The following is a 17,133-nucleotide window of genomic DNA, read 5'->3' on the forward strand; positions in this document are numbered from 1 at the left end:
TTCATTAAACATGAAGAGGCTATTCTACAGAAATAATCTGCATAATAGCCCCTATTCATTATTGAACACTGTTTTCCGCCGTCTCCATTCGCGAATCATTATCGTGACGATTCTTCTTCCACCACTGATAAACGACAATAACCGCGAATAAGCCTACTCCGGCTAAATCTGTCCAGAGACTGTTGTTGAGCAGAACAACGGCCGCTGCCACCGCCAAAATACGTTCCAGCCAGCCGAATTTTGTAAACAGATAGCTCTGAATAAAGGTTGACCACGCAAGAATACCGATAAAGGCTGTTGTAATGCTTAGCAGGATTTGCAGCCATGTTGCGGTATCATCCTGTAAAATCAGTATCGGATTCAGCACAAAGGCAAATGGCAGCAAAAGTGCCCCCATATCAAATTTAAATCCCTGCACACCAGTTTTCAACGGATCTGACTTGGCAATGCCTGATGTCGCATAGGCCGGCAAATTAATTGGCGGCGTATCGTCAGCCAGAATACCAAAGTAAAAGACGAAGAGATGTGCTGCCAATACAGGAATGTCCAGCTGAACCAGCGCCGGTGCCATCACGGCAGCAAGCACAATATACGTAGCCGTTGTCGGAAGGCCGAGCCCCATGACAATACAGGCTACCATGGTGAACAGAAGAACAAGAAACACCTGATTATTAGCTAAATCAAGAATCAGACCGGAAAAGATTGGCCCCAATCCGGTCATCGTCACGACACCAGTTAAGATGCCGGCAGTTGCACAGGCAATTACCACACTCAAGGCATTTTTCGCCCCAAGCTCCAAAGCCGTGAAAAATTCTTTCCAGCCAAATTTTATACGTGCCTCGCCGGCACCTGCCTTTTTACCTAGAACATACCAGATCAGCGCAAACACCAGACTGCCAATCGATACATACGTAATATACTCGTTCAGGCCGAACAATAGATGCGCGGCATACGCTATACCCGTGAACAGCAAGGCAACAAGAAAGCCGGAACCAAAACTTTTTTGCAAACGATAGGAAAATAAAGCAATCGTAATCGTCCCGACAATCGCCATAAATGACGCAAGAATCGGTGTCAAACGTAAAATCAGCAAGGTAATAATAGCAGCAATCGGCAACAGTAAATAACCGCGACCGGCAAAAATAGTCAATGGTGATGTCAATTCTTTTCTGGGAATGCCCACAAGGTTATGTTTGCTTGCCTCCAGATGGACCATGAACAAAATCGCCGTATAACTGAGCAATGCTGGAATGGCAGCCGATTTAACAATGTCCAGATACGGAACACCAGTGAAATCCGCCATGATGAAAGCAGCGGCTCCCATAACAGGCGGCAGCAGCTGTCCACTGGAGGACGCAGCCACCTCAATGCCACCAGCGACTTTAGGTCTGAATCCGGTCTGCTTCATAAGTGGAATAGTAAATGTACCAGTTGTGACTGCATTAGCCACTGAGCTGCCGGAAATGGACCCCATTAAACCGGATGATATGACAGATGCCTTAGCTGGCCCACCTTTTAATGACCCAACAGCCGACATAGCCAGATCGATAAACATTTTCCCTGCTCCGGTTACTTCTAAAAAAGCCCCAAATAAAATAAAAATAAAAACATACTGCGCTGAAACCGTCAGCGGTGTTCCGAAAATCCCTTCATTAGATAAAAACATAAACTCAGCAATTTCACGTAATGAAAAGCCAAAATGGTTCAGCGCATCAGGCAAGACCGCCCGTGCACCGAGAAAATCCGGCAAGTATGTATCTCCGAGCCATGCATAAAGCATGAAGACGGTTGCTAAAATGACAAGGGGCTTGCCGACGACACGTCGTGTAGCCTCCAAAACGAGCAGCAAAGCTATAAAAGACATGGTGGTATCCAGCATATTCGGATCGCCGACCTTGCCGACCAGTTGATCGGAAACCATCATGATATAAACGCCGGTTGAGATCCCAAGGATGGCTAGAACCAGATCGTACCAGGGAATTTTTCTTTGGCCAAGATTCTTCTTATGCGGGTAGATTAAAAATATAAGAGCTAAAGCAAACGCCAGATGCATAGCATTCTGCTGCATATGCGGCAGCATCTTTATACCAGCTGTATATAACTGAAACAACGAAAAAACGACGGCTACCACCAGCACAATGGCTGCCATCCAGCCAAACAGCGTCCGATCACTGCCTTGAAGCTCATCCAGATCGTTATCCGTGTCGTCCTGATTGGCGGCTTGATCTAAGTTTGGATTAGCCATAAGACTCCCCTTCCTGTCCTGCTGCGAATAAGCGTTGCCATAAATAGGTCATTCTTGTTTCTTTTTCAATTTTAAGTGAAAATGTCCTGCCCTCAAAGGGCTGACGCGATATCTGCCACGTCTCGCCATCGATCGTCAGTTCCTGTTCCGCAATACTGACGGGGTGAAAAAGAACATCATCGAACGGCTTATCAATGTCATCAATCACATAATAGCCATCCTCCAGCCTGTCTGTAGCTCCAGGCGGTGACTGTGTTGCAATACCGGCCCCGAAGCTGCAGTTCCAGCTTTCCATAAGCACCATCTTGTACTGGTCATCTATTTCATATTTCTCGATAATTGGACATTTCTCAACGGAATGAATGTAGCGGGATGACCACTGTGTATCTGTGTTGACACGTTGAGCCAATAAGACATCCCCGTTGTCTGCCTCCCCTAGCATGACATGTACAGAAGACAGCAGAACAAAACCGCCGATAAGCAGAAAAATACCAAAAAGCAGCCCGGCAAGCCTGCGTCCACGCAGGCTGTGCCGTTTTCGTGCTGACTCATACATTAGTCCGCGGAAATGCCTTCCTCATCATAGTACTTTTCCGCACCGGGATGGAGATCAATGGACATGCCATTCCGTGCTCCATCTAATGTAATATCCGTTCCGCGATCATGGGCTGCTTCAAGTTCATCACGGTTTTCAAACAGAGCTTTTGTCATATTATAAACAGTGTCCTCCGGCAGTTCACTGTCCACGACCATAATGGCCATGACCGCTACCGTATTAATATCTTCTTCCTGACCGTAGTCCGCATATGTGTCACCGGAAATCGTCCGCTCCGTATAATACGAGTATTTTGAAATCAGATTATCAATCACTTCATCAGAAAGGGACAGCACGTTAACGTCCTGGTTCGCACCCAATTCCTGAATCGCGCTTGTCGGGGCACCTGCCGTAATAAAGGCAGCATCAATGGTCCCATTCTGCAATCCTTGCGAAGCATCACCGAAGCCCATATACTGCGGCGTGATATCATCATACGTGATACCCGCAGCCTCGAGAATCTGGTTGGCATTCGCTTCAGCGCCGCTTCCCTGATCACCGACAGCTACGTTTTTGCCATTCAGGTCATCGAGTGACTTAATATCACTGTCAGCCGTTGTCACTACTTGAATATCTTCTGGATAAAGCGATGTCATGCCAGCCATATTATCTACCGTTTCGTCATTAAAGTCATCAAGCGTTCCACCATTCACAGCGTAATAGGCTATATCATTCTGAATTAGAACAGCATCATATTTTCCTTCAGACAATTCCTGGGCGTTGGTTACCGATGCGCCGGTAGAAACTGCCCTGGACTGTGACACACCGTCCACATCGGAAAAGATCTGTTCCGTCATGGCTACCCCCAGCGGATAGTATGTACCACTCGTCCCCCCGGTTCCGAGTGTCACACGCACTTCTTCGGCCGAATCTTTATCGCCGCCATTATCATTACCGCTGTCTGCATCAGCATCATCATCCTGTGCACTTCCACAGCCTGCAAGCGCCAACAGCATAATAATCAACAGAAAACCTGCAATCTTCAATTTTTTCACGGAAAAAATCCCCCTTTGTATTGATACTTAATTACATATTATTTAAAACGTTTTCACAATTTATGTCAAGCATTGGAATTAGTTGATAAGTCAGATTTTTAGTTCCACGGATACTGCCATTTTCAGGTACGATTTCACCACCAAAATCACTCTTGGCGGCCGCAGCTGATTGATACAAGGTGCCGGTAAATGAGCCTGCAGATTAACATACGAGACTGACGCCTAACGTTAGCACAGGAGAGTCAACACGCTAAAATGGCTTGGCAATCATTAAATAGAGGATGATCAAAGGGATAATAGTGGACAGACTCCCGACAACATCCCAGATCCTCGAGGCTTTTTGGTAGGACGCTTGATTGAATGGTTCACCGCTATAGTGGATCATCTTTCGCTGCAGCGGCAGCAATATGGCTGCCCATATCACCCCAGTCAGGGCAAACAGAGCCAGGGATACCGATAGCCAATTGATGGCATGCAGCGTATAAGAGCTATCAGCTGCTAATATAAATCCAGAAATAAGCAAGACGATAATGCCAGGCAATGTGAACACATGATCAGCAGTCATGATATTTTTAGCCGTTAAATGAATGTGCGTTTCATCTTTGGAAAACGCCGCTTTTACCTTCCAAAAGGCAGCGGTGATAATATTGCCGACAAAAATAATAGCCGCCGTAATATGTATAAACACTAAAAACGACATGTCACCAGCACCTTCACAAACATTTATTCCCAGCTTGCGCGCGACGGTCCTTAAGATTATCGCGATTTTACACGTTATCAATACACGCATGCCAGTCATTTAATCTTAACACATGTTGTAAAATTCAAAATATATTATCAATAAACGAGGGTGTGCTCACTGCAAAAGCACACCCTCATTCTTACTGATAATTAATCACAGCAGGAGCTGGGTCCAGTTTAAGCACTTGTTTCGGTTTCAGCAGCGGGTCATCATTTTGGTAGAAAAGCTTAAATCCCCCGTATTGCATGCCCTGCTTTCTGACCAGTTTCCCGTAGGCTGACATTTTGATAGCCGGGTCACCGAAACCGTCATAATTCAGCGGAACTTCCACGTGCTCAGTTGGATTAATTTTATCTTTATTTTGCACAACGCCATTGCCAAACTGATGAACAAGGACCATCTTGTCTGGCAAATGATTTTCTTCAACGAGGTCATTGACGTATTCAACCGCTTTTTGAATTTCGGAACCGTCAACCTGACCAAGATCTTCTCCTGGAATCTCACCTTCGTCCACACTGTATTCTGTATCAATCGCTAAATGAACGTAAGGTAATTTTAAGTACGGTTTCAGTTTTTTGACCTCTTTCATCACCGGAGCGCGCCCGAGCTGGACATCCAGAAGCAGCAGGGCACCATGTTCTTTAGCCAGCTTCGCGTAGCGTTCGATATCCTCATCAGGGGTATCTGTTATGTAATCACCACTCTCGCCCGGTTTCCGCTGCGCCACTGTCGAGATAAGTTCAATCATTGGAACCGCCGGGTGTGAGGGATCCGCCTTCGAATAGGCTCTTGTTTTTTCCTTCAGCTCCTCCATCATTTCTTCAGGAGGCATCTCACCTAATACACCCATATGTTCAGAATTGGGCGTCCCATAGTAAGCAACCAAGCGATGATCCTTTAAAGGACCATTCGTTTTATCTTCTTTGCCTTTGAGCAGCGTTTGACCAAGCGGAACCGTCCGGTCTGGATCGCCGCCATGTGCCTCGGCATGCGGCATTTTCTTTCTCACTTTTTCTGAATACCTTTCTTTAAAAGGCTTCGCATCTTCCGGCGGCTCAATCGCCTGATACGGTGTTAAAATCGACTTCGACTTTGGTGTTATCTTATACTCGATTGTCTTGGCGTTGTCTGCCTGTTTTTTCCCGGATGATTGGTCATCGTCCTTCGTTGCACCTGCGGCTGATTGATCTGAACATCCGACGATCAGCATAGCAAGGAGCAAAGGCGACAACCAGGCTAACAGCTTCTTCAATGATACTTCCCCCATATGCCATAAAAAGTATAGTCTAATCAAAGAGGACATCCCGCACAGTCCAGTATTCCGCCTTATGGACGCTACTTATGCCAAGCATTGCCCTTCTTATGATCTGTCTGGTTTATTATACCATCTCTTGTTAAAATATAGCACCTATTCCAGCGATTGTATACAGGTTAAATGTGCCATTTTCTTGATTAAGAAGAAGCTTATGGTTATATAAAAATAAAGGTGCTAACCGTTTTGCGATTGGCACCCTTATAAAACATCGTCACAAATTTGTTAAAAACTAAGTCTCACTAAATGTTCAGCAGTTCGCGGACATCGTCCTCACTTAAGCTGGACAGCATCGCTTCACCCGGCTGGATAACCTGATCAATCAGTTCACGCTTTTTCTGCTGCAGTTCATAAATTTTTTCCTCAATCGTCCCTTCTGTCACGAGACGGATCACCTGGACAACGTTTTTCTGGCCGAAACGGTGAGCCCTTCCTGTCGCCTGGTCCTCAACCGCCGGATTCCACCACAGATCATACAGAATAACCGTGTCGGCACCCGTCAGATTTAAGCCAGTGCCGCCTGCTTTCAGGGACACGAGAAAGACGCTTTTCTCGCCGCCATTGAACCGTTCACTCATTTCAACCCGTTCTTCTGAACCCGTTTGACCATGCAGATAAAAGTAGTCAATGCCTGCTTCCTTAAGTTTCTCAATAATAATTTCATGCATGCTTGTAAACTGCGAGAAAATCAACAGGCGTTTGCCATTAGCCACCGCATGGTTAACCGTCTCCATCAGCTGATTCAGCTTGCCGGAACCGCCCTCATAATTTTCCACAAACATGGACGGGTGACAGCAAATCTGACGCAGGCGTGTCAGCCCGGCTAATATTTTCATTCGGTTTTGCTGAAAACCGCTCTCCTGCATCGATTGCGCTGCTTCCTGCTGCAGTTGGCGCCAATAGCCGACATACAACTCCTTCTGTTCTTTCGTCAATTCGGAGACATGAACCGTTTCGATTTTATCCGGCAGTTCAGTTAAAACATCCTGCTTCACACGGCGCATAATAAACGGCCGGGTCATCGAGGCAATTTTGTCATGCGACAACTGTTTAAACGTCTGCTGGTTCGGCATCAAGCCTGGTAAAATGACTTGAAAGATAGCCCACAGTTCATCAATGGAATTTTCAATTGGTGTCCCGCTCAAAGCAAATCGTCTGGTCGCTCGCAGCTGGCGTATCGCTTTGGATGTTTTTGTAGCATAGTTTTTTATATACTGCGCTTCATCAAGAAAAAGCGTCTGGAATGTCATTTCCCGGTAAGACTCAATATCCTGGCGCAATGTCGCATACGAAGTGATCCAGACATCCTGATTACCGTACGTCTCAATTTTCTTCTTCCGTTCAGTGGGTGTACCGGTTAGAATGGCTGCTTCCAGCTCAGGAGCAAACTTATCAAATTCCCTTTTCCAGTTGTACAGAACCGATGACGGTGCGACTACTAAGTGTGGGCTGTCACCGGGTTCGGACAGAATATAAGCGATGCTCTGCAGCGTCTTGCCAAGACCCATATCGTCCGCAAGAATGCCGCCAAGATAATAGTGACTGAGTGATTTAAACCACTGATAGCCAGTCTTCTGATAATCCCTTAGATCGGCATTCAGACCCTCTGGGAGCGGGTACGTCTGTGTTTCCGGTGAACGCAATTGCTGCAGAAGCTCTTTGAATGCTTTATCGTAATGCGTCGGTGTGTCGATCAGTTCATCAACCTGCGTCCCCCGGTAGACTGGCATTTGCACATTGCCGTCCTGAAGATCCTCTTGTGCAATGTTCAGGTCATCGAACAGCTGCTTCATCGAGGTGAATTCTTCCCCCTCAAGAGAAAGAAATGACCCGTCCTGAAGCCGGTAATAGCGTTTTTTCTCCATAACGGCATTCAAAACCTGTGTCACTTCCTCATCATTAATCCCCTCGATACTGAAACCAATATCAAGCAAATTCGATGATGATTCCAGCTGGACATTCGTCTGCGGTGACGGCTGACTATCCATGATAAGCGAGCGAATCTCGTCCGTCATGTACAAGTCGAGATACTTATCGAGCACCGGCAGCACATTAAACAGAAAGTCATACAGCGTATCTTCATCAACCGAAATATAGAGTTCTTTGCCATTGTAATGAAAATTGGCGTGCTCAATCAGCTGCATGATCTGCTGTTCCTTTTCCACATCACGGATAACGATCACATCATCCTGCTCACGGCCGGTGAACGGGCTGATCTCATAGTCACCATAGTGGTAGGTTAGCTCACCGATCATCCAGCTATCCTGTAATTTCAAATACATTTTGGCCTCAAGCGGCAGCTGGACAATATCCTCAGCTATATTGTCCGCCATGTGCACATCACCAATTTTTTCGAGTGACGGCACGACCTGTGAGATAAAATCATCCGCCTGTTCTTTGGCAACGGGAAGCTCACTGCCTTGCTGAGCAGCTGTTGCGATCTGATCAACAATTGGCAGCTGATCTTTTGCCGGAAAGTAAAACGTCCCCGCAACGAACAGCATTTCATACGGCTGCAGATACGTCACATCCTGAATGCCTTCCATTTGCAGCGACAATTCACCGCTGTCTGTTTTAGCAAGATCAAACGAAAATGGCAGGTCATTTTCAATAACCTCGATATTCTGATATGACGCCTCTGGTGCTTTAACTGTGAAATCACGCTCAGCCAGCTTTGACAGCAGCTGTTCTGCAGCTAGCGGCGGTATGACGACTGAGCGATCAGAGGTGTTCATAAACCGGTAAATACTCCGGTCATAATAGATCTTCTCATTGTTTAAAATGGCATACAGCCGCTCAAAAATAGACCAGTCCTGCTCATCAAAGTAATGATTGTCCGGATTATAGGTGAACGTTTTCGTAAAATAATGGTCACGGCCGCTGAAAACATCCTCCAGAAAATCCTCAATCTTTTTAACAACAAGTGGACGGCCTTCTCCGACTTTCAGTTCCAGCAGCAAGTTATCTTCAAAATTCCACCGGCAATAATACTCGACTTTCAGCGGCACTTTCTGCAGTGTTATCTCAGAAGCCGGCTGATAGCTCGTTAATGAGGCTATGGCATTCATCAGCCGATTGGTCGTCTGATAATCTTTTGCCATTTTAACCGGACTGTCAAACCCGCTTGCGTTGATAGCCAGTAATACCGCTGCAATATGTTTACACGGACCGAACTTGGCAAAGGCGGGACAACTGCATTGAATATCAAACCTGCCCTCTGCAAGATCAGACGTGCTGACTTCAACATAGTAGTCTTCCGAGCCCTCCACAAAGGCAGACCACATTTGGAAATTCCGATCATATACAAGGTTGTAGACACGGTCTTGATTATAATATTGTAAGCCGCGCTGATAAACATCAGCTGAAAAATTACGTTTGATATCATTTTCATGTATAGCCAAAGCGCATTTACCCTACCTTCTGCCATCTCTTTATCCATTATTGTATATCACTGAACATCATTTTTAAATGAAAGACTACGCACGATATAAAAAAAGCCCCAAAACAAGCTCGTCCCTCATTTACTGGAAAAGCTAATTCAGCGAGAGTCAATTATAAAAACCCCGGCGTTTGCCGGAGCTTCACATGTCGGTTAACTCATTTTGTCTGGCAGTGTGTGAATGGATGCGATCAGATCGTTCAGTTTGCCTTCGATTCGATGCAGCAAATAAAATGTGACAACGATCGGAAAGCCAACTTCAGTCACAAACGATATCCAGGCTTCCACGGACATGACCTCCTTTTAAGCGTGATGACTCAGACGTTTTAGACCTTTTTTGTTCATCCCCTTTTCTCTAAACAGTGTCACTGATTTCGGAGCCGTCCTGCCGCTCAATGATATAAAGCAAGCGTTCCTGGAGACCTGCAACAGCTGTTGCAATCGTATACAACTGATCTGCTGTAGCTTCCGGCTTTACGTTGTTAAAACTTTTTGTCTTATAAATCGTTTTGCCTGTCATCATATCGTCCCCGTCGTCCAGTGTCAGTTTCAGACGCGAATCGACTCTCTCAGCTATAGCCATAGTCCACCTCCTCTCACTGTTACAATCGAACGGCAAACGATAGTCGGGACAGCCTTATCAAATTAAACTATTTTAGAATAAGAGAGAGATGATTAAGTCATACTGAAAAGGGAAATAAAACCAATTGAAGGAGATGAATCGATATGACAAAGCGCCTCACACAGTTATTTTCAGTACTTTTACTGGCTTTGTTCCTGACAGCATGCGGCGGGAATAATGCAGACGATAATAACGCAGATGATAACAGTCAAGACAATAGCGATCAGGAAGAGATGGCGGATAACGGTGACGACGATACAGATGACAGTGATACAAACGATGGCGATATGAATAACACGAACGATAATACATCGGACAATGCCAATAACACCACTGATAATAATCAAACCAATTCCGACCAGAATATGATAGACAAAATGGGTAAACTAGACTACGCCGAATTTGAAATGGAAGCCGACTATGGTAACAATAACGAATACGCAGCGGAGATTGAGCAGGATAAAAATAAGAATATGATTGAATCAGACCTTGAAGATGAAGTGAACGATAACGTTGATACCATGGGGCAGGAGGCTTTTGACAAGATTTATCCGAATGTCAAAAAGCTGACCATTGATCGCGATACATCCAAACAGGATGCCATTGACGAAACATTAAAAGCATTCAGCCTGGATTCAGATTATAAGGAATTTGAAATGGAAATAACCTTCCAGGACGGCACAAAACTAGCATTTGAGGATAAATAACCCGGCTGGGACAAAACGAAAGTCACCAACTCCAAAGACCATACCCTTTAACTTACAGAGGAAAAGACTCAAGACTATTTTTAGACAGAAAAGGTGCCTGTCCATTGCCAGGCACCCCTGTCAGCCACTAGTCATCGAGCCTGCTGCGGCTCAGCACATTCATCACGATCAATACAATCGAGGCAAAAATTGTAAAGATCACTTCGCCGCCAAACCGTCCGAGTGCCCAAAAGAGCCCAAATGGTATAATAATGGCCAGTATCAGGCTGACATTTGGCATCCTATCCAGTAAATAAACGGCTAATATGTATATGGCGACAACGACAATAGCCAGCAGCCATCCCATTAAAATCACCTTCTCTTATACAGATTTTGCAGCGTGGATCCAGCATCAGGCTGTGGTTCCGGATCACAGCATAACTTCTGACGTCCCCCATTTTACACTTTTTCTCTGTTTTTTCCAGATGCCATATAACCCACACCATCTTATTCAGATATTAGGACAGTGTCAGTTTTTATAACCATAATTAACAGAAATTATAAACAAATTAAAACTTTCGAGTATTAGGATAGTGTGATAAACTATTAGAAGATTTGCCGTGGAAATTTTTACAACTAATCGAGGTGATTCAATGGAAACAAAGCTGACCGTCGACCATTTAGGTAAAGCTTTTAAAGACAAACAGGCCATCAGTGATGTCTCCTTTGACGTGCGCAAAGGCGAAATTATGGCCATCTTGGGTCCGAATGGTGCGGGGAAATCAACAACAATCCGCAATATTATGGGTATTATGTATCCAGACAGTGGCACCATTTCGTTTTCCGGCCATGAGACTATCCCGCGGCATCGCATAGGCTATCTGCCGGAAGAACGCGGTTTGTACCAGAATGTCAAGGTTATGGATATTTTGCTCTATTTGGCGGATTTGAAGGATTATCCGCTGCAGAAGGCACGGGAGCGCGCGCATCAGTATTTGAAAATGTTTGACCTTGAAGGACAGGAGAACAGTTCGATTGAAGAGCTGTCAAAAGGAATGGCGCAAAAAGTGCAGTTCATCTCTGCAATCATCCATGAGCCGGAGCTGCTGATTCTGGATGAGCCATTTTCCGGACTGGACCCAGTCAGCCAGGAACTGTTTAAAGAAGAAATCCGCAATCTGGCAGAGAATGGCACAGCCATCCTTTTGTCCTCCCATCAGATGAACCTGGTCGAGGAAATGTGCGACCGTTTATTCATGATGCATCAGGGTGAGCGCATTATTTATGGGGATATCGATGACGTTAAGAAGCGCTATGCCAATTTCAAATGCACGCTGCACGGGAAAAATGACCGCGAGCAGCTGGAAAGCCTCCCGCAAGTTGAACGAGTCGATCAGAACGGTGACACGTCCGTTCTCTATCTAATGCAGGATGTTCAGCCGGTGAACTGGCTGAAGCAGCTGCCAGAGCAGTTAAATCTTCTGGAATTATCACTCGACCGCATATCCCTGCACGAAATTTTCCTGGATATAGCAGCAGGCAGGGTATCTCCAGAAAAGGAGGGTGCTGTCCATGCGTAACGCTTTTAAAGTGGCCAAATGGGAAATTAAACGCAATCTTAAAAATAAAACATTCTTATTCGGTTTGTTTCTGACGCCTCTTTTAGTTTTGGGTTTCGGATTTTTAGGCAGTCTGATCGGTGATTCTGACGACGAGACAACACAGGTTTTGGTCCATGATGAGCTGGACGCCTATAATGGACTGGAAGCAGCGGTTGATAATGCGGACGTAAACTGGGACATGGCCACAACCGATGTGAGTGAAAGCGATGTGGAGGGTGAACTGGACGACCAGGCTAATACCGCTTATCTGTTCCTGGATGACCGCGCTTTAGAAGACGGCGTCATTCCCGTTTACACTGGTGACGCTGTCGATTCATCGTTTATGGAGCAAGTACAAGTGTTAGCGAATCCGCTTAAAACGCGCCAGTTGCAGCAGCTCGATTTGTCCGATAACGAACTTGCCGCTGTGTCGATGAATATGCAATTTAAGGAGACAACCGCAGACGAACTGGCCGAGTCCAGTGGCGAGGCGTCCGAAAGCCCGTTCCTTGGCGAGGACCCGTTTGAACGCGTCATTCCTGGAGCTTTTGCAGCTATTATACTGTTATCGATTATTATATCGGGGATGTATATTTTCCAGAGTGCCTCCAGTGAGAAGAAAGATAAAATCGCCGAGATCATTTTATCATCTGTGACACCAAGTGAATTAATGCAGGGTAAAATCATCGGCTACTTTGTCCTCGGTATGGTCCAGGCTGGTGTTTTCCTCCTGTTTGTACTGCCGATGGCTATATGGAAACTGGATCTGCCGATTATGGATTACTTGCTCACACCGGAGTTGCTGCTGATGATCGCCATTGCCATTCTTGGCTATTTCCTGTTTGCTGCTTTGTTTATTGGCCTGGGAGCGACGCTTGCGGATACGTCATCAGCGAGTAATTTCCAGGGTATCATTATGATGCTGCCGCTCCTGCCGTTTATACTTGCGGCACCGATCTTCAGTGATCCAAACGGCCTGGTTGCCCAGATTGGTACCTACGTGCCCATCACCACACCTGGTGTGCTCTTAATGCGGCTGATTGTCCTGGAAGACTGGCCATGGACAGAAATCATCATCGCCCTTGCCATTCTCGTCGTAAGCATCTGGCTTTTTACGAAACTGGCTGGGAAGATATTCAAAACCGGCATTCTCATGTACGGGAAAAATGCGTCACTGGGCGAGATCTGGAAATGGATTCGGGCTTAAGCATCACTAAAAGGGAGCGCCTTTAACGGGCACTCCCTTTTATTTTTAATGCGTTAAGTATACGTATCATGGCTTGACGCTCTGCTGCCAGAATGTCTTGCCTAAACTTTTATTATTACTGTTCACATGTACCTATGCTATTGATGTTTCAGGCAGCCGGTTTCAGAAAATCAGCTGTCGTTTCTGCCATGGCCTTGACGTCACCAAAGTTTGCCGAAGCAGCCGAACCACCCCCGGCATATTCGAGGACAACAAAGAAAACAATTAGGATAATTGCCAGTACCACAAACGTTATCAATGCTTTTTGCATTCTTAACACCGCCTTTCAAAAAACGACTATCTAACAGCAGAGATCCATTCCCAGCTTATCCGACAATGGCTACTTTCATCAACCCTTTAAAACTTATAACAATATTATAGTATACCCGATTTTGGTCTCATAAAAACGTTAGCTGGGCGGTCTTAACAGCTGCATTTTGTCTGCATACGGGACAGGCCGGCATGCCAAGCTAATCACAAAGGAGCTGACGCATGTGCCGCGCTTTGCCATTATGCTTATGAGTGTTCTGGTACTTTTGACAATCAGCCCAGGAATCGAAGCAGACGGGACCATCACCCAACAGCTGCAGCAGGATAACCCGTCTTATGCCAAATGGGGACAGCTCGCTATGGAGAAAACAAGTTCCCGTTATCCAGATGCTGACATTATCGATTACTTGCACAGAGGACGTGAAGAACAGGGCAACGAGATAACGGAAAAATTTAAATTATGGCTCCAGGAAGACGATAGAGAATTCGGCGTTTTCATCACTATCGTGTTTGACAGTGATACAGAAAAAGTGCACGCGATTACATTTGAAGAAACGACACATTAAAACCCTCCCCTCCATTTTTCTAAACTTTTTGAATCATGTTTTAAAAGACTGCTGATTGGACATGCTGGTGATAACACTAATAATCGGCTAACACGATGCACAAATCAGAAATTAAGGAGAGGGTTATTTCATGGGGAAGCTTCGTTTAGCCATAACAGCAGCCAGTTTGCTGCTGTTATGTATCACGTTCCTATCGATCGTGCAAGCGGATGATGGTAATACCTACAAAGTGGCCGATGCTGAGGCATTAAATATTCGGTCCGCACCATCAGCCAACGCTGATATTATCGGCGTGCTTAAAAAGAATGATAAAGTGACCGTCTTTCAGAAACAAGATGGATGGGCCCAAACCTATTATGAAGGTGAAGCCGGCTGGGTCTCGACACATTACCTGAGTTCTCTGGAACAGAACACGGCAGACGATGCTATCGCTGCATTCGCAAGCGGGAAATCTAAAATCGGCGAGTATCACAGCATCAAGCAGCCATTAGCGGGAGCACTCGAGGATTATACGGTTGTCCTTGATCCAGGTCATGGCGGAGCAGACCCAGGTGCAGCCGGTATTGACGGGACACTGGAGAAAGACCTCACAATGACAACAGCGGACTATGCTGCAAAAAAATTGCGCGACGCAGGAGCAAACGTTATTCTGACCCGTTCAGACGATAGTTATGTCTCCCTTGAAAAACGCGTACGCATCAGCAATAAACACAACACAGATGCGTTTATCAGCCTGCACTATAACGCTTATCCGGTTGAGAATGTTCACGGTTTCAGCACCCATTATGATACAGATGGTGCTGATAAGGCATTAGCTGCTGACATGCAATCAGCTTTAAAACAGACAATGGATCTGGACAGCCGCGGCATTAAACAAAATGGCTATCATGTTTTAGATGACAATCAAGACCTGGCCGTGCTGATCGAATTAGGCTTCTTGACCAGTCCCTCTGATACGAAGGCTATCAAAACAGATGCACATCAGAAAAAAGTCGGCGAAGGTATTGTGAACGGCCTCAAACGTCATTTTGAAGAATAAACTATAAGCTGTCCCGTTTAACGGTAACGTGGTCAGTATTGGCGGAGATAAATGCTAATAACAGCATAAATAGTACACTGGTTAGTATATATTCCAGCAAGATTTTAATCGTATAAATAGCATACAAAAACGCACAGAAAATAATTCTGTGCGTTTTAATGTAATAACTTGTTGTGTTATTAAACAATCACATCCAATTCTGGAAGATTGATATTACGAATAACTCTCTTCCTTTTTGCTATAAATTTCATAAGCAACATAGCCAAATAACATACCTATTCCAGTTCCCCAGGCAATTGAAGATAGTAAGGAAATTGGAGAAAATAAACTTAAAAGTACAGCAACAGCAAAACCAATCAGAATCCCGAGTGGTATTAAGCTGTCTAAGAAATCTTGGGCACTTTTTGTTTTCTTCTTACCCAGAGTCCCTTTCTCATACTTATGTTTCATCCTTAGCATTACAAATAATACAATCCCACCCACTATTATAACTGGCAGTACAATACGCAAAATTTCTAAGGGCAAACCCATATCATACACCCTTCTTTTTTCAATTTTAATATAGTTTATTAGTAAATGGCCCGTTTGCAGAACTAATAAGTTTCTTCTTAAAATAATCTTTTGCACATATTTAAAACGCTTTTAAGGTCATGATTATGTAAATTACCTAAATGACGTGTCAATTCCGAACCGTGTATAGAAGTGATTTTAGAAGTACGTCTGACTGGTAACTGGTGCAATAATGACATCTACATCTAACGCCAACTCATTACCAACAATAATAACAGGGCGTTGTTTGGTTTGATGTGTTCCTTTAAAACGAACATCTGCCAACCAAACCTCACCCTGCCTCATTTTATTGCTCATTGTATATGTCATCCTCCTTGTTATCCCACCAGGAGTAGTTTTCCCCCAACAAAATTACATCGGGAGCCATATATTTTTCCTTAATCTTATCAAGTACCTTTTGCCTTTCTTGTTCACTCAACATATCAATTTCTTTTATAATTTTCTCGGGAATGGACATATGTCACACCTCCATTATGCTGTACACTTATTATACATTATTATCTTAATAACATAAATGCTCATATATTTTAAACTTAAGTGATTTATCAAAATATTTGTTGTAAAAGTCATACCTTAATTTCCCGCTAAGATGCGCATATATTCTAGAAGATGTTCAATTTCATGTTCAGAAAGAAACTTTGGAATTCGCTTGCCCATCTTGGGTTCTTTTAATTTTGCTGCCGGATTTTTTAAAATAAACGCGTTTTGATGGATTAGGCTGTACAGTTATTCAGGAATAGCGCTCGATAATTGTATAGCTAATTATCTTGTCTTTTGTAAGTCATAATTAAGATTGTACAAATTAAAGTAAGTGTATTTAACAATAACTGCATTGTACCAGGTTTAAAAAAAGTAAAAATTAAGGTTAATGCAACTGCCAAGAAAATAATTGCTAGTACCACTCTTTTTTTAATTCCCATTATCCACCCCTTTCATCAAGCTATCTTGGCTCTTATATGCCATAAAGGGCGCAATGATTTATGCCGCAACTGCGCCCTTTAACGGAAGAATACAACTCATCTCTTCTCCAGGCTTTTAATAAGTCTTATAAACCAATATAGTAATATCCAAGGTAGAATAAATTTGGTTGCCCATTCTATTAAAGAGAGCGTAAAATAGTTTGTGTAAATCGCAATGACTCAATAATGGTCATAGAAAAAGGAAGACCCTTTCCTGTAGAATAGAGTTAGCCAAAACACACCCAC

Annotated in this window: 18 protein-coding genes and 1 pseudogene; 5 read left to right on the forward strand and 14 right to left on the reverse strand. The window is 44.4% G+C overall.

Features of this window, described 5'->3' with window-relative positions; all coding sequences use genetic code 11:
• Positions 1 to 58: 58 nt before the first annotated feature.
• The 8 genes from ACFQU8_RS12150 to ACFQU8_RS12185 all read right to left on the reverse strand — a co-directional run bounded on the left by ACFQU8_RS12150 (position 59) and on the right by ACFQU8_RS12185 (position 9,911).
• Positions 59 to 2,245, reverse strand: coding sequence for a TRAP transporter permease (locus ACFQU8_RS12150; RefSeq protein WP_382360518.1), 2,187 nt, complete (start codon positions 2,243 to 2,245; stop codon positions 59 to 61).
• Positions 2,238 to 2,801 (reverse strand): DUF1850 domain-containing protein, encoded by a 564-nt coding sequence (locus ACFQU8_RS12155; protein WP_382360521.1) that lies wholly within the window; start codon positions 2,799 to 2,801, stop codon positions 2,238 to 2,240. The genes ACFQU8_RS12150 and ACFQU8_RS12155 overlap by 8 nt, the downstream gene beginning before the upstream one ends.
• Positions 2,801 to 3,835 carry a TAXI family TRAP transporter solute-binding subunit gene (locus ACFQU8_RS12160; protein ID WP_382360524.1) on the reverse strand — a complete coding sequence of 345 codons (1,035 nt, stop codon included), beginning with the start codon at positions 3,833 to 3,835 and terminating at the stop codon, positions 2,801 to 2,803. Before ACFQU8_RS12160 ends, ACFQU8_RS12155 begins: the two co-directional genes overlap by 1 nt.
• A gap of 250 nt (positions 3,836 to 4,085) precedes the next feature.
• Complete coding sequence (locus tag ACFQU8_RS12165; protein WP_382360527.1) at positions 4,086 to 4,535, reverse strand: DUF2269 family protein; 450 nt, start codon at positions 4,533 to 4,535, stop codon at positions 4,086 to 4,088.
• Positions 4,536 to 4,716: 181 nt separating this feature from the next.
• Positions 4,717 to 5,829: a hypothetical protein gene (locus tag ACFQU8_RS12170; protein ID WP_382360530.1), complete on the reverse strand. Its 1,113-nt coding sequence runs from the start codon at positions 5,827 to 5,829 to the stop codon at positions 4,717 to 4,719.
• A 302-nt stretch (positions 5,830 to 6,131) separates the two neighbouring features.
• Positions 6,132 to 9,290 (reverse strand): DEAD/DEAH box helicase, encoded by a 3,159-nt coding sequence (locus tag ACFQU8_RS12175; RefSeq protein WP_382360533.1) that lies wholly within the window; start codon positions 9,288 to 9,290, stop codon positions 6,132 to 6,134.
• A 191-nt stretch (positions 9,291 to 9,481) separates the two neighbouring features.
• A complete protein-coding gene (locus ACFQU8_RS12180) occupies positions 9,482 to 9,616 on the reverse strand; it encodes a YvrJ family protein (RefSeq protein ID WP_382360536.1) in 135 nt (44 codons plus the stop codon).
• Between the two features lie 67 nt (positions 9,617 to 9,683).
• Positions 9,684 to 9,911: a DUF1659 domain-containing protein gene (locus ACFQU8_RS12185; protein WP_382360539.1), complete on the reverse strand. Its 228-nt coding sequence runs from the start codon at positions 9,909 to 9,911 to the stop codon at positions 9,684 to 9,686.
• A gap of 143 nt (positions 9,912 to 10,054) precedes the next feature.
• Here ACFQU8_RS12185 and ACFQU8_RS12190 point away from each other — a divergent pair, with 143 nt between their 5' ends.
• Complete coding sequence (locus ACFQU8_RS12190; RefSeq protein WP_382360542.1) at positions 10,055 to 10,657, forward strand: YusW family protein; 603 nt, start codon at positions 10,055 to 10,057, stop codon at positions 10,655 to 10,657.
• Between the two features lie 127 nt (positions 10,658 to 10,784).
• Here the strand turns inward: ACFQU8_RS12190 and ACFQU8_RS12195 are convergent, their stop codons facing one another.
• Positions 10,785 to 11,003: a hypothetical protein gene (locus tag ACFQU8_RS12195; RefSeq protein WP_382360545.1), complete on the reverse strand. Its 219-nt coding sequence runs from the start codon at positions 11,001 to 11,003 to the stop codon at positions 10,785 to 10,787.
• Between the two features lie 286 nt (positions 11,004 to 11,289).
• Between ACFQU8_RS12195 and ACFQU8_RS12200 the strand changes: the two genes are divergently transcribed.
• On the forward strand, positions 11,290 to 12,216 hold the full coding sequence (locus tag ACFQU8_RS12200) for an ABC transporter ATP-binding protein (RefSeq protein ID WP_382360547.1): 927 nt from the start codon (positions 11,290 to 11,292) through the stop codon (positions 12,214 to 12,216).
• On the forward strand, positions 12,209 to 13,444 hold the full coding sequence (locus ACFQU8_RS12205; protein WP_382360550.1) for an ABC transporter permease: 1,236 nt from the start codon (positions 12,209 to 12,211) through the stop codon (positions 13,442 to 13,444). The genes ACFQU8_RS12200 and ACFQU8_RS12205 overlap by 8 nt, the downstream gene beginning before the upstream one ends.
• Before the next feature lie 148 nt (positions 13,445 to 13,592).
• Here ACFQU8_RS12205 and ACFQU8_RS12210 read toward each other — a convergent pair whose 3' ends face one another.
• Positions 13,593 to 13,754 (reverse strand): hypothetical protein, encoded by a 162-nt coding sequence (locus ACFQU8_RS12210; RefSeq protein WP_382360553.1) that lies wholly within the window; start codon positions 13,752 to 13,754, stop codon positions 13,593 to 13,595.
• Between the two features lie 247 nt (positions 13,755 to 14,001).
• Here ACFQU8_RS12210 and ACFQU8_RS12215 point away from each other — a divergent pair, with 247 nt between their 5' ends.
• Both ACFQU8_RS12215 and ACFQU8_RS12220 read left to right on the forward strand, forming a co-directional pair.
• On the forward strand, positions 14,002 to 14,319 hold the full coding sequence (locus ACFQU8_RS12215; protein ID WP_382360556.1) for a DUF3889 domain-containing protein: 318 nt from the start codon (positions 14,002 to 14,004) through the stop codon (positions 14,317 to 14,319).
• Between the two features lie 130 nt (positions 14,320 to 14,449).
• Positions 14,450 to 15,358: an N-acetylmuramoyl-L-alanine amidase gene (locus ACFQU8_RS12220; protein WP_382360559.1), complete on the forward strand. Its 909-nt coding sequence runs from the start codon at positions 14,450 to 14,452 to the stop codon at positions 15,356 to 15,358.
• A 213-nt stretch (positions 15,359 to 15,571) separates the two neighbouring features.
• Here the strand turns inward: ACFQU8_RS12220 and ACFQU8_RS12225 are convergent, their stop codons facing one another.
• The 4 genes and pseudogenes from ACFQU8_RS12225 to ACFQU8_RS12240 form a co-directional block, all read right to left on the reverse strand.
• Positions 15,572 to 15,889 carry a hypothetical protein gene (locus ACFQU8_RS12225; RefSeq protein ID WP_382360583.1) on the reverse strand — a complete coding sequence of 106 codons (318 nt, stop codon included), beginning with the start codon at positions 15,887 to 15,889 and terminating at the stop codon, positions 15,572 to 15,574.
• 177 nt (positions 15,890 to 16,066) lie between these two features.
• Positions 16,067 to 16,225: a type II toxin-antitoxin system PemK/MazF family toxin gene (locus ACFQU8_RS12230; RefSeq protein WP_382360562.1), complete on the reverse strand. Its 159-nt coding sequence runs from the start codon at positions 16,223 to 16,225 to the stop codon at positions 16,067 to 16,069.
• On the reverse strand, positions 16,215 to 16,385 hold the full coding sequence (locus ACFQU8_RS12235) for a hypothetical protein (protein WP_382360565.1): 171 nt from the start codon (positions 16,383 to 16,385) through the stop codon (positions 16,215 to 16,217). Before ACFQU8_RS12235 ends, ACFQU8_RS12230 begins: the two co-directional genes overlap by 11 nt.
• Before the next feature lie 143 nt (positions 16,386 to 16,528).
• A pseudogene (locus ACFQU8_RS12240) lies at positions 16,529 to 16,630 on the reverse strand (integrase); the annotation flags it as partial.
• Positions 16,631 to 17,133 lie beyond the last annotated feature (503 nt).

This window comes from Lentibacillus kimchii (genome assembly GCF_042666895.1).
In the GTDB taxonomy this organism is placed as follows: domain Bacteria; phylum Bacillota; class Bacilli; order Bacillales; family Amphibacillaceae; genus Lentibacillus; species Lentibacillus kimchii.

Excerpts from the sequence above, each read along its gene's own strand:
- ACFQU8_RS12230 (WP_382360562.1), bottom strand. The coding sequence starts at position 16,225 with ATGAGCAATAAAATGAGGCAGGGTGAGGTTTGGTTGGCAGATGTTCGT.
- ACFQU8_RS12195 (WP_382360545.1), bottom strand. The coding sequence starts at position 11,003 with ATGGGATGGCTGCTGGCTATTGTCGTTGTCGCCATATACATATTAGCC.
- ACFQU8_RS12235 (WP_382360565.1), bottom strand. The coding sequence starts at position 16,385 with ATGTCCATTCCCGAGAAAATTATAAAAGAAATTGATATGTTGAGTGAA.
- ACFQU8_RS12155 (WP_382360521.1), bottom strand. The coding sequence starts at position 2,801 with ATGTATGAGTCAGCACGAAAACGGCACAGCCTGCGTGGACGCAGGCTT.
- ACFQU8_RS12225 (WP_382360583.1), bottom strand. The coding sequence starts at position 15,889 with ATGGGTTTGCCCTTAGAAATTTTGCGTATTGTACTGCCAGTTATAATA.
- ACFQU8_RS12205 (WP_382360550.1), top strand. The coding sequence starts at position 12,209 with ATGCGTAACGCTTTTAAAGTGGCCAAATGGGAAATTAAACGCAATCTT.
- ACFQU8_RS12220 (WP_382360559.1), top strand. The coding sequence starts at position 14,450 with ATGGGGAAGCTTCGTTTAGCCATAACAGCAGCCAGTTTGCTGCTGTTA.
- ACFQU8_RS12185 (WP_382360539.1), bottom strand. The coding sequence starts at position 9,911 with ATGGCTATAGCTGAGAGAGTCGATTCGCGTCTGAAACTGACACTGGAC.
- ACFQU8_RS12200 (WP_382360547.1), top strand. The coding sequence starts at position 11,290 with ATGGAAACAAAGCTGACCGTCGACCATTTAGGTAAAGCTTTTAAAGAC.
- ACFQU8_RS12215 (WP_382360556.1), top strand. The coding sequence starts at position 14,002 with ATGAGTGTTCTGGTACTTTTGACAATCAGCCCAGGAATCGAAGCAGAC.
- ACFQU8_RS12165 (WP_382360527.1), bottom strand. The coding sequence starts at position 4,535 with ATGTCGTTTTTAGTGTTTATACATATTACGGCGGCTATTATTTTTGTC.
- ACFQU8_RS12210 (WP_382360553.1), bottom strand. The coding sequence starts at position 13,754 with ATGCAAAAAGCATTGATAACGTTTGTGGTACTGGCAATTATCCTAATT.
- ACFQU8_RS12150 (WP_382360518.1), bottom strand. The coding sequence starts at position 2,245 with ATGGCTAATCCAAACTTAGATCAAGCCGCCAATCAGGACGACACGGAT.
- ACFQU8_RS12190 (WP_382360542.1), top strand. The coding sequence starts at position 10,055 with ATGACAAAGCGCCTCACACAGTTATTTTCAGTACTTTTACTGGCTTTG.